Source organism: Methyloglobulus sp., assembly GCF_046714055.1.
In the GTDB taxonomy this organism is placed as follows: domain Bacteria; phylum Pseudomonadota; class Gammaproteobacteria; order Methylococcales; family Methylomonadaceae; genus Methyloglobulus.
Map to the genome: position 1 here is coordinate 1 of NZ_JBKKBJ010000130.1, position 10490 is coordinate 10490.

At 47.3% G+C, this 10490-nt stretch carries 10 protein-coding genes, 1 tRNA gene and 1 pseudogene; 6 read left to right on the forward strand and 6 right to left on the reverse strand.

All coding sequences use genetic code 11. From position 1 onward, the window contains the following. From ACLQ6D_RS07915 to ACLQ6D_RS07930, 4 genes and pseudogenes are all read right to left on the reverse strand, one after another. Positions 1-1135 (reverse strand): annotated as a pseudogene (locus tag ACLQ6D_RS07915) (aconitate hydratase B); the annotation flags it as partial. A gap of 144 nt (positions 1136-1279) precedes the next feature. After that, positions 1280-2083: a restriction endonuclease gene (locus ACLQ6D_RS07920; RefSeq protein WP_411726745.1), complete on the reverse strand. Its 804-nt coding sequence runs from the start codon at positions 2081-2083 to the stop codon at positions 1280-1282. Positions 2084-2233: 150 nt separating this feature from the next. Further along, positions 2234-2467 carry an addiction module protein gene (locus ACLQ6D_RS07925; RefSeq protein ID WP_411726746.1) on the reverse strand — a complete coding sequence of 78 codons (234 nt, stop codon included), beginning with the start codon at positions 2465-2467 and terminating at the stop codon, positions 2234-2236. Positions 2468-2523: 56 nt separating this feature from the next. Then, entirely contained in the window at positions 2524-3534 is a 1011-nt protein-coding gene (locus ACLQ6D_RS07930; RefSeq protein WP_411726747.1) for an isocitrate/isopropylmalate dehydrogenase family protein, read from the reverse strand. A gap of 249 nt (positions 3535-3783) precedes the next feature. Between ACLQ6D_RS07930 and icd the strand changes: the two genes are divergently transcribed. Further along, complete coding sequence (icd, locus tag ACLQ6D_RS07935) at positions 3784-5076, forward strand: NADP-dependent isocitrate dehydrogenase (RefSeq protein WP_411726748.1); 1293 nt, start codon at positions 3784-3786, stop codon at positions 5074-5076. Between the two features lie 94 nt (positions 5077-5170). Here icd and ACLQ6D_RS07940 read toward each other — a convergent pair whose 3' ends face one another. Beyond that, entirely contained in the window at positions 5171-5296 is a 126-nt protein-coding gene (locus ACLQ6D_RS07940) for a hypothetical protein (protein ID WP_411726749.1), read from the reverse strand. Positions 5297-5370: 74 nt separating this feature from the next. Between ACLQ6D_RS07940 and ACLQ6D_RS07945 the strand changes: the two genes are divergently transcribed. The 3 genes from ACLQ6D_RS07945 to lpxA are packed head-to-tail and all read left to right on the forward strand — an operon-like array spanning position 5371 to position 7535. After that, positions 5371-5877 carry a methylated-DNA--[protein]-cysteine S-methyltransferase gene (locus ACLQ6D_RS07945; RefSeq protein WP_411726750.1) on the forward strand — a complete coding sequence of 169 codons (507 nt, stop codon included), beginning with the start codon at positions 5371-5373 and terminating at the stop codon, positions 5875-5877. Continuing rightward, on the forward strand, positions 5859-6743 hold the full coding sequence (xerD, locus tag ACLQ6D_RS07950; RefSeq protein WP_411726751.1) for a site-specific tyrosine recombinase XerD: 885 nt from the start codon (positions 5859-5861) through the stop codon (positions 6741-6743). Before ACLQ6D_RS07945 ends, xerD begins: the two co-directional genes overlap by 19 nt. A 6-nt stretch (positions 6744-6749) precedes the next feature. Further along, on the forward strand, positions 6750-7535 hold the full coding sequence (gene lpxA, locus ACLQ6D_RS07955; protein ID WP_411726752.1) for an acyl-ACP--UDP-N-acetylglucosamine O-acyltransferase: 786 nt from the start codon (positions 6750-6752) through the stop codon (positions 7533-7535). A 13-nt stretch (positions 7536-7548) separates the two neighbouring features. Here the strand turns inward: lpxA and queA are convergent, their stop codons facing one another. Next, a complete protein-coding gene (queA, locus tag ACLQ6D_RS07960) occupies positions 7549-8571 on the reverse strand; it encodes a tRNA preQ1(34) S-adenosylmethionine ribosyltransferase-isomerase QueA (protein WP_411726753.1) in 1023 nt (340 codons plus the stop codon). Positions 8572-8731: 160 nt separating this feature from the next. Here queA and ACLQ6D_RS07965 point away from each other — a divergent pair. Together ACLQ6D_RS07965 and coxB are read left to right on the forward strand one after the other, a co-directional pair. Further along, positions 8732-8818, forward strand: a tRNA-Leu gene (locus tag ACLQ6D_RS07965). 810 nt (positions 8819-9628) lie between these two features. After that, positions 9629-10490, forward strand: an 862-nt coding sequence (gene coxB, locus ACLQ6D_RS07970) for a cytochrome c oxidase subunit II (RefSeq protein WP_411726754.1), incomplete at its 3' end; no start/stop codon positions are given.

Sequence of the window (10490 nt, forward strand, 5' to 3'; positions counted from 1 at the left end):
TGAATACGCTGGACGCACCCAAGCCTAACAGCTTGTGGGCGCGATCGGTCAGGCCACGTCCGATTATTAAAGGAATCCGTCCACCTGCACGCACTTCATCCAACAACACATCGGTTTTTAATTCAAAGGTGCTGACCACTTCATCGCTATCATGGCGTTTGACGACACCTTCATAAGGGTAAATATCTATCACATCCCCCATATTCATGGTGGTCACGTCGCACTCGAACGGCAATGCACCCGAATCTTCCATGGTGTTAAAGAAAATCGGCGCTATCTTGCCGCCAATGCAAACGCCGCCTTCGCGTTTGTTAGGAATATAAGGGATGTCGTTGCCCATGAACCATAGCACCGAATTAGTTGCCGATTTGCGGGATGAGCCTGTGCCGACCACATCGCCGACATACGCAACCGGAAAGCCTTTCTGCTTGAGTTCGTCAATCTGCTGCTCGGCGTTGGTAATGCCTTCGCGCGGCATTTTCAACATGGCTTTGGCATGTAAGGGAATGTCGGGGCGCGACCAGGCATCGGGTGCGGGCGACAGGTCATCGGTATTGGTTTCGCCGGTGACTTTAAACACCGTGACGGTCATCTTGTCAGGCACTTCCGGCTTACTGGTGAACCATTCCGCATCCGCCCAGGATTGGATCACCTGCTTGGCGTAGGCATTGCCCGCCTCGGCTTTTTCCTGCACATCGTGGAAAGCATCGAAGATCAGCAAGGTATGGGACAACGCTTTTGCGGCGATGGATGCCATTGCTGCGTTATCCAATAACTCGATCAATGGCGCGACATTGTAACCGCCCAGCATGGTTCCCAGTAATTCGGTCGCCCGGGTTGCCGTTAAAATGGGGGAATTGACCTCGCCTTTAGCCACCGCCGCCAGGAATCCGGCCTTGACATAAGCCGCTTCATCGACACCCGCCGGAATACGGTTTGCCAGCAAATCCAGCAAGAACGCTTCTTCGGCAACTGCTCCCTGCGTTGCCCTACCTCCTGCATCCATGCAGTCGTCTCCGGCTGGCGGTTGCTTGATTAATTCAACCAAAGCTGCTGTTTGTTCGGCATCCAGTGGTTTCGGCACTACGCCTTCGGCGGCGCGTTCGGCTACGTGTTTACGGTATTTTTCTAACATGAGGAATCCTTTAAAGATGATTTAAAAATTGCAACTTTCAAAGGTAAATTTATGCACCTTTGCATATATTTGGAATCCTATTCTCATTATTTATAATCTTATTTAATTCGATGTCGTAGGTCGTGTACCACGACACGCTGGATATTACGAACATCCAAAAAATGCCTGACCCGCATTATTAGCTCCACGGCGAGCATTACGCTTAACCATAGCACTACCGCATTTTGGACAGGTCACTTCATTTTTTGCCACATTAACAATATTTGTGGTAATTGGGTTAGATAATTTTACGCCTTGGATCATTTGAGTCAGTTTACTTCCATCAATCAACTCGATATTACGACCATTGGCGAATGCCTTTGCTTCGTTGGTATACACGCCAGATGTGACGACATATCCGCTCACAGCGCCCTTAGCTGCCATCACTCCATATAGTTCTCTTACGACTTCCACCCCCACCTTATAAGCTTTCCATTGCTTGCATTGAACTAGATGAGTTTCGCCATTTTTCTTTAATACCAGATCAACTCCGCCATCTGGCCCATTTCCACCGATTTCAACCACCGTAAACCCACGTTGTCGAAATACCTCACCTACAAGCATTTCAAACTCTCGCCAGCTCATATCTAACAGCACATTCTGTTTGCCACGCTGCTTCGTTTCGCTTAGTAAATGTTCTCGTTTTTTGCGATCAAAAAACGACAATACCGCACCCAATGAGAAAACAAAAGGCAACAAATACTGGCCTATTGTTGCAAATGTCTTGGACATCTGTGATCCAAGAAACTCACCCATTTTACCAGGTTGAACAGCTAAAGCGACTTCGTTTGAAGCGACGTTGTGTAACCAAAAATAAGTAATCAATGCAATCCCTACATCGCTCCACCAAGGCAACATCTTTGCAATACCCAATAAATCATCTAAAACACCATCTTTCCTACGCGCCATTCTCAATACTCCTATAAAGAATCTTTATTAGCGGTTAGATTGATAATAAAACCGCAACATTTTAATTATAGAAGTTTATCTAATAGTGTTTTGCTTACATTACTCCGTCGCCCGAACAGTTACATCATTGGTGCCTTAATAATTCACATATCATTCAGTGAAAGCTCGCCGGACAAGCGCCAACGCATCATCACCAGGGATTGTTTGGACGCGCCCAGCCCGTACGTCGTCCCGCCGCCCTAGGGCTTCTTTAACCCAAAGCTGCCGTACATATCCCTCTTCAGCCGGGTCTAGGCTTTCAACCAGTCGGTCTGCAAGTAAAGCCCTTGCCTCACTGGGTAATGCAAGTGCTTCTTCGGTAATTTGTTCGACAGTCGATATCATGGCTAAAACTCCTTCGTTTCAATCGGTTAATACATGGCAAGTATAAAAAATACGTATTACTCCATCACCCCAACAATCGCATCACCCATTTCTTTAGTCCCGACTTTGGACTGGGGGTTCAAATCGGGTGTGACATATTTGCCTTCCCTGACGACTTTTTCGATGGCTTGTTTTATACGCTTGGCGGCATCAAATTCACCCAAATGATTCAGCATCATCACTCCAGCCATGATAACCGCAGCGGGATTCGCCAGATTTTTTCCGGCAATGTCCGGTGCGCTGCCGTGGACGGCTTCAAACAAGGCGGCATCATCGCCAATATTAGCGCCGGGAATAAGGCCAAGCCCACCCACCAAACCCGCCGTCAAATCCGACAAAATATCGCCAAACATATTGGTGGTAACGACGACATCAAACTGCTGGGGATTCATGACCATGTGCATACAGGCGGCATCGACAATTTTTTCGTCAAACTGAATATCTGGATACCGTGCCGCCGTTTCCCTGGCGACATCCAGGAATATGCCCTGGGTGTATTTTAAGATATTGGCTTTATGGCAAACGGTGACTTTCTTGCGATTATTGTCGCGGGCGTATTTGAACGCATATTCGATTACACGCTGTGACCCGCTGCGTGTGACCACCGCCAAACTTTCGGCAATGTCTTTTTTAGGGGTCAGGTAATGCTCAAGCCCTGAATACAGCCCCTCGGTATTCTCCCTAACGATAACGATATCAACATCATCATACCGTGTTTTAACGCCTTCCCAATTCGCGGCGGGGCGAACATTGGCGTACAGCTCATATTTTTGCCGTAACGCCACATTGATACTTCTGAATCCTGTGCCGACCACCGTAGTTAGCGGGCCCTTAAAAGCCACTCGCGTGTTGTCGAAAGAATCCAGGGTTGCTTCCGGCAACGGGGTGTCGAATTTGTCATACGCTGCCATACCCGCATACGCTTCTTCCCACTGTATGTTTGCGCCGGACGCGCCTATTACTTTAACCGCCTCATCCATAATGGACGGGCCAACACCATCGCCTTTTATCAGCGTGACTTTATGCATTCATTACTCCATAAAAATATTCATTGGTAATCTTCAAAACCTTTGCAACTTTTTCGCTGAATTCTGGGCGGAGTTGCTAACGATTAACACTTGTTATTGATTATATATGAATAGGGATGCCTTTGAATTCAATAATTCATCCCAAAACCCTTATGCTTTCAGATTACAGCTTAGGACAAACCAAACTGCTTTTGTTATGATTAGGCTTGGCTAGCACACTGACTTATTCAATCAATAGCAGGAGTTTACATGAATCGCGTCATTCCCCCACCTGATGGCAAACCGATCACTTCGCAGAATGGCAAGCTGATAGTGCCTGATAATCCGATTATTCCGTATATTGAGGGGGATGGCACTGGGCCAGATATATGGCGAGCTACGGTGCGGGTTTTAGATGCAGCCGTTGACCAGGCTTATTCGGGGCAACGCAAAATTCATTGGTTGGAGGTTTATGCGGGCGGGAAAGCCCATCAGTTGTTCAATAACTGGTTGCCTGACGAGACTATTGAAGCTTGCCGTGAATATCTAGTCTCCATTAAAGGGCCGCTGACCACGCCCATAGGAGGCGGCATCCGTTCTTTAAATGTGGCCTTGCGACAATTACTGGATATGTATGTCTGCTTAAGACCGGTACGCTGGTTTAAGGGCGTGCCTTCGCCCGTGAAACATCCTGGGTCGGTTGATATGGTGATTTTTCGCGAGAACACCGAAGACATTTATGCAGGTATCGAATTTGCGCAAGGCAGCGATGAAGCGAAGCTGTTCTTGCAATTGCTTAAAGATAATTTCCCTGAACAATTTGGTAAAATCCGTTTTCCTGATACCTCCGGTATCGGCATCAAGCCAGTCTCGCAAGAAGGGACGGAGCGCTTGGTTCGCGCCGCGATTGATTATGCGATTATTAATAAGCGGAAAAGCGTGACGATTGTCCACAAAGGCAATATCATGAAATTTACCGAGGGCGCGTTCCGCAACTGGGCTTACGATCTGGCGGAACGCGAATATCCTGAGCAAACCTATACTTGGCAGCAATGGGAGAAAACCAAAGCTGAGCAAGGTGAAGATGCCGCCAATGCCGAACAGAAACTGGCTTTAGCGAGCGGGAAAATCTTGATTAAGGATGCCATTGCCGATATTACCTTACAGCAAGTCCTGACCCGGCCTTCGGATTTTGATGTCATCGCGACCTTGAATTTAAACGGCGACTATTTATCCGATGCCCTGGCGGCACAAGTCGGCGGTATCGGCATAGCCCCTGGCGGCAATATCAATTACCAAACCGGTACCGCCGTTTTTGAAGCTACACACGGAACTGCGCCCAAATACGCCGATCAAGATAAAGTTAACCCCGGCTCGCTCATCCTATCCGGCGAAATGATGTTGCGTTATTTAGGCTGGACTGAAGCCGCCGATGCGATCATCAACGCCATGGATGCAACCATTGCCAGCAAACAAGTCACCTACGACTTTGCCCGTTTGATGGATAATGTGACAGAAGTCAAATGCAGCGAATTTGCTGATGCGATGATAAGAAATATGTAAGGCTGATGGTTTTAGAAATGGATAGATATGAACCACAATTTGTTTGTGCTAACAAACTTCCTCTTTACCACTCGTAGACTTCATAGGCATCTACTCATGTTTTTATCGCCGTCATTCCGGCATGGATTGCCGGAATCCAGAACACAGGGATGTGAAAAGCAGCACAATAAGCGCGTTTCATGCACAAACAACGGATGGCAAGACCTGACAACATTGCCATCCATGGCTTCTGGATCTCGACAATCCCTGCCGAGATGACGGGTAATGTAGCAACCTAAGGTATAGAGGTATCGTATGCCAATCGTCATCAACTGGGTAGATAGTTGCGACGGTGTTGAAGAAATTGAAAAACTTCAAACACCAGCGGGAATTCTAAGTGTGCATCGTAGGGGAGATGTTATTGCCCAGGCTGATTGGGAGTTAACGGCTGACCACAATCCTTTATTGTCAAATGAACAGCAATTGAAGGAGTTCTGGCCGAATAGTGACAACTTCATCACCCTGAAATTATTAAAACAAGGCACGCCTTTCAGGAATAAGGTATGGGCTGAACTGGTTAAAATACCCTTTGGACAAACGGTGACTTACTCTGGTCTTGCAAAAGCTATCGGTTCAGCCGCCCGTGCGGTCGGCAATGCCTGCCGGGATAATCCATTTACGCTCATCATTCCTTGCCATCGCGTGGTTTCGGTGAATGGCATGGGCGGTTATAGTGGGCAAACACATGGCGAATGGATGGCAATAAAAACCAAACTCCTGGACTATGAGGCCGAACACGCAACGTGCAAAACCTCGCATTGATCGACCAGTTTTTGGATGCCGTGTGGGTAGAACAGGGCTTGAGCGAAAATACCCTTGCCGCGTATGGGAGCGATCTCAGGATTTTTGCCCATTGGTTAAAAGACCGATCTATGCTCGACGTTAACACAGGGGAGCTATCCAAGTTTCTTGCCAGCCGGTATCAGGAAGGCATCGGTAGTCGCTCATCAGCCCGTATCTTATCGAGTTTACGGCGTTTTTACGGCTATTATATCCGGGAAAACAACATTACGATTGATCCCACTGCACTCATAGAATCCCCCCGTATTGGCAGGCCTTTACCCAGATCATTGACTGAAGAGGATGTGGAATTACTGCTGAATGCACCTGAAACAACATATAACTTGGGATTCCGCGATAAAACCATGTTGGAAATGTTATATGCAACTGGACTTCGGGTATCGGAGCTGGTCAATTTAAAACTGGATCAGGTAAGTTTAAGACAAGGCGTAGTCAGAGTTATCGGTAAAGGTAACAAAGAACGGTTGGTTCCGGTCGGCGAAGAAGCGATGAGTTGGCTGGAGAATTATCTGGGTCAGACCCGAAAAACCCTGTTGGGTGAACGGCAATGCTCTTATGTTTTTGTCACGAATCGGGCAGATAGCATGACCCGACAGGCTTTCTGGCATATTATTAGACGCCATGCCAAAACAGCGGGCATCAGCAAAACCCTATCGCCTCACACGATAAGACATGCTTTCGCCACGCATTTATTAAATCATGGCGCGGATTTGCGGGTCGTACAGTTGCTGCTAGGACATTCGAATTTATCGACGACGCAAATCTATACCCATATTGCCCGCGAACGCTTAAAAGAGTTACATTCGAAATATCATCCACGAGGATAACAAGCAGTGGCACAACACATTCATCCAAGCGCTTGCATAGCATCAGACGTAACACTAGGCGACAACATCACCATAGGGCCTTTTGCCGTCCTTGAAGCTGGTGTTGAGTTAGGCGATGGCTGTCAGGTTGGCGCCCATGCCGTGGTACAGCGCTATGTAAAAATGGGCGCTGGCAATATCTTGCATCCCCACGCCGTGCTAGGTGGACTGCCGCAAGATACCAGCTTCAAGGCGGAAACGGTGTCCTGGTTAATCTGTGGCGACAATAATGTGTTCCGGGAAGGCTTCACCGCCCATCGTTCATCCAAGGAAAACGGCGAAACCCGCATAGGTTCGGGCTGTTTTTTTATGAATAACAGCCACGTTGCCCATGACTGCACCATTGGCGACGGCACCATTTTTGCGACCAATGTCGCCATTGGTGGCTTTGTGGAAGTGGGAGACAAGGTTTTTATTGGCGGCGGTGTCGTGGCGCATCAATTCTGCCGGATAGGCTCCTACGCGATTATCCAGGGTACGACTGGCCTTAATATGGATGTCATTCCATTCATGCTGGTCGGTGGCCGCCCTGCCCGTCATTACAAACTTAATACGATAGGCTTAAGACGTGCCGGCATTACGGGGGATCGCTATAATGCGCTCTCCTCAGCATTCCGCTTGATAAAAAACAAACAACCGCTGGATAACTTGGAAGACACCGAAGAAATACGGTATCTAAAAGAGTGGCTGGCCGTTAAATCCAAGCGTGGTTTGCATGGGTTTATTGATGTGTCAGGAAAGGCTGAATCTTAAATTCAGTAGAGAATCAATCACTCAAAAACATGGCATCGCCATAGCTGAAGAACCGGTAAGACTGGTTAATGGCGTGTTGGTAAGCGCCCATCACAGGCCGATAACCGGCAAAGGCGGCAACCAGCATCAGCAAAGTGGACTCGGGCAGATGGAAATTGGTGAGCATGGCATCAACGGACTTGAATTGATAGCCCGGCGTAATAAACAAATCGGTATCGCCAAAGCCGGATTCAAGTTGCCCTGTTCTAGATGCTGACTCCAATGCCCTGACTGCCGTTGTGCCAATAGCAATAACTCGCCCACCTTTGGATCTGGCTTGACGGACCGACTCAACGGCATCTGGCGACACAGTAAAGTATTCTTTGTGCATAATATGTTGGGATAAATCCTCTACCCTGACGGGTTGAAATGTGCCGCTGCCCACATGCAAAGTCACAAAAGCCATTGCTCCGCCTTTGGCTTTGATTTTTTCCATCATCGCCAGATCAAAATGTAAACTGGCTGTCGGTGCAGCTACAGCGCCAGCGTGTTTGGCAAAGACACTTTGGTAGCGGATTACATCGGATTCATCATCAGCCCGTGTTATATAGGGAGGTAAGGGTATGTGGCCGATCTGTCCTAAAATCTCTAGCAATGGCACATCAGTTTTAAATTCAAGCCGGAATAAATCGTCTATCCTACTTTGCACTGCACAGTGATAACCGCTGTCGAGCTTGATTAAAGCACCTTCCTTTGGCGATTTACTGGCTTTAACGTGAGCAATGGCGTGATGGTCATCAAGCACCCGTTCAATAAGGATTTCGACTTTACCGCCGGTTGCTTTAACGCCAAATAAGCGGGCGGGAATCACCTTGGTGTCGTTAAAAACCAGCAGATCGTGTTGATCGATTAAATCTATAAAATCGGTAAATTGCTTATCGGTAACCTGTCCTGTTCGTTTATTCAAGCATAACAGGCGGCTGGCATGACGTTCCGGCAAGGGATTTTGGGCAATTAATTCTTCGGGCAATTGATAGGCAAAGTCGCTTTTCTTCATGGCGGGCGATGTTATCAGGTTTGTTGGGGAAACGCCGAACAAATCCATTCTGGATTTACCGACAAATGCAAAGACCAAATGCGATTTAGCCGTTGCTTCGGAAAACGCTTAAAAATGGACTGGCATTATTAATCAAGTGTACCTATAATGTCCGCTCTTTGCCGGGGTGGCGGAACTGGTAGACGCGCCGGATTCAAAATCCGGTGATGGTGACATCGTGCCGGTTCGATTCCGGCTCTCGGTACCAAATAGCAATATTGGGAAGTGCATAAATTTAAAAAACCCGCAAGGCTTCTTAGCGGGTTTTTTAATGTCCAGCAGTGTATGGCGAAATACAGTAACGCTCGACAATTTACGCAGTAATATTTACAGTAACTTTGAAGTAGCAAAAAAAGTTACTGTATTTTTACTGCAAATAGGCGCATACCGCTTAAACGCAAACTGCCTCGTTACGGACGAAAATGGAACATTTGCTCCACGTCGCCAAGTCAATTCGCTTACATCTAAAGCCCAGTGCTGGGACTTATTCAAGTTTTCGCAACAACCCAATTGTTATTTGCCTTTACCAATCTACTTTGCTCGACGTGATTTCGTAATGCTTTGCATTATCACTATGCAAAAAAACGCTACCTGAAAACGCCCAGCCCTATTGCTTCTGGGGACTGTTAAACTCCTGTCTCGCAGCGGGAGTGAAAAACACTGTATGCTGATAGTGTATGCTACTGCAATTTGACCCAAATGATGATTTTCAGGCAATAGTTCTGACCACTTCATGCAAACATGAGGGGTAACAAGTTAACTTTCGTCCTTATCGAAGGACTTAATCAGGGCTCCCTTAAGTCAGCAGTTGCTTAAATCAAGCAATGATATAAGGCATACCGGTCTTTGGTGAAAACTAAATGCCAGGGCTTATGGCGCAGAAAGGCTTCATAGGGTAGAATTAAAAGCAAAATTGCCGGTTACCATCAAAAATTAATTCTGGGTACTTGTGTGCCTTTAGTTATGAAGCCATGCGGCCCATTCAAGAGTTTATGACTTATAGAGAGGAGTTTTCTCAGTGAAGAAAACAAAGCAACTATTCGCAGGCCTGATTTTATTGGTATTAGGCCTGGGAACTTTGCAAGCACAGGAATGCCCTTCCAAAATGATGGAGGGTAGCGTTTGTCTCCCCCAAAGCTTTCCAGTTGAATCAACGCCGGGTGGATATACGCTCAATTTGACGCAAGGCCATACGCAGATCAGTAATGACGTGTATGACCTGCACATGCTGATATTATGGATTTGCGTACTGGTGGGTATCATTGTGTTTGGCACCATGTTTTACTCCATCTACCATCATCGTAAATCCAAGGGACATACAGCCGAACAGTTCCACGAAAACACCACCGTTGAAATCATCTGGACTATCATACCGGCGGTGATCCTGGTTGCTATGGCGATTCCCGCAACGAAGGCCATGATGGAAATGGATGATGTACAAGAATCCGACATGACGATCAAGGTTACCGGCTGGCAATGGAAATGGGAATATGATTATTTGGGTCATGACATTCATTTTTTCAGTAATCTGGATGAGGCCAGTAACCGGGCAAGGCAACTGGATTCGACTATCGATCCCCGCTCTGTGCCCCATTACCCGTTACGTGTTGACGAGCCTTTAGTCATTCCGGTCAACAAGAAAATTCGCTTTGTATTCACTGCGGCTGATGTCATTCATTCCTGGTGGGTGCCTGATCTGGGCTGGAAAAAGGATGCAATCCCCGGTTTTATTAACGAAGCCTGGACATCAGTTGATGAGCCTGGCATCTACCGGGGTCAGTGTACGGAGCTTTGTGGCAAGGATCATGCTTTCATGCCCGTGGTTGTGATAGCGATGGAGCAGGAAGATTATGATGCTTGGGCTAAAGCTAAGGTCGAAG

Bases quoted from the DNA above. Each gene is read 5' to 3' on its own strand.
- ACLQ6D_RS07945 (WP_411726750.1), top strand. From the start codon at position 5,371: ATGCCAATCGTCATCAACTGGGTAGATAGTTGCGACGGTGTTGAAGAA.
- ACLQ6D_RS07925 (WP_411726746.1), bottom strand. From the start codon at position 2,467: ATGATATCGACTGTCGAACAAATTACCGAAGAAGCACTTGCATTACCC.
- ACLQ6D_RS07930 (WP_411726747.1), bottom strand. From the start codon at position 3,534: ATGCATAAAGTCACGCTGATAAAAGGCGATGGTGTTGGCCCGTCCATT.
- ACLQ6D_RS07920 (WP_411726745.1), bottom strand. From the start codon at position 2,083: ATGGCGCGTAGGAAAGATGGTGTTTTAGATGATTTATTGGGTATTGCA.
- queA (WP_411726753.1), bottom strand. From the start codon at position 8,571: ATGAAGAAAAGCGACTTTGCCTATCAATTGCCCGAAGAATTAATTGCC.
- icd (WP_411726748.1), top strand. From the start codon at position 3,784: ATGAATCGCGTCATTCCCCCACCTGATGGCAAACCGATCACTTCGCAG.
- ACLQ6D_RS07940 (WP_411726749.1), bottom strand. From the start codon at position 5,296: ATGGCAATGTTGTCAGGTCTTGCCATCCGTTGTTTGTGCATGAAACGC.